1 protein-coding gene is annotated in these 547 nt (G+C 51.4%); it reads right to left on the bottom strand.

All coding sequences use genetic code 11. The annotated features are described in order from the left end of the window. Positions 1-547 (bottom strand): hypothetical protein (locus tag Q1A69_RS20090; RefSeq protein WP_299589696.1); only part of this gene is annotated, 547 nt, incomplete at both ends.

The raw sequence follows: 547 nt of genomic DNA, 5'->3' as shown, positions 1-547 counted from the left end.
TATCTTCCAGGGCAAATTCTTCTTTGCGAGCGGCAACCCCAATCACGTTGCCATTTTGTGCGTTGAGGGTGTCGGCGCTGGAGAAGGTAATACTGCTGCTGATCACCTGCTTATTATTCGTGGTCAGCTGCCAGTCGGCGCCATTCACTCCAGTCACGCTACCGCCACCGGCGCCAAGGTCTAATTCGCTGATGCCGGTGAAGGCCATGGCATTAGCGGTAATCTCATTCGCAGCGAGAATAGTGATGCTGTCGCTTTTTGTCGCGGAGCCAAATAAGCGCTTATCGGTGACATTGCCGGTTTCAATTTCTTTGAAGAGCATGCCGTTGGTGGACAACTCTTTATCATTGCCCGTCAGATACACATCGATATCCGTTGCGTTAACGATATCACTCTCACCTTTGTCACCAGTCGCGCCATCCGCTGCTACAACATCGACATTGGTGAAGGTAATACCTTCTACTGCTACCTGATTCGCTGTAGAAAGTACGGTGAAAGTGTCGGCGGCATCGGTACCAGTCAGGGTAATACCACTGTCGGCGTTCAC

Source organism: uncultured Microbulbifer sp., assembly GCF_947498635.1.
In the GTDB taxonomy this organism is placed as follows: Bacteria; Pseudomonadota; Gammaproteobacteria; order Pseudomonadales; family Cellvibrionaceae; genus Microbulbifer; species Microbulbifer echini.
This window is presented reverse-complemented; position numbering and strand designations above follow the sequence as displayed.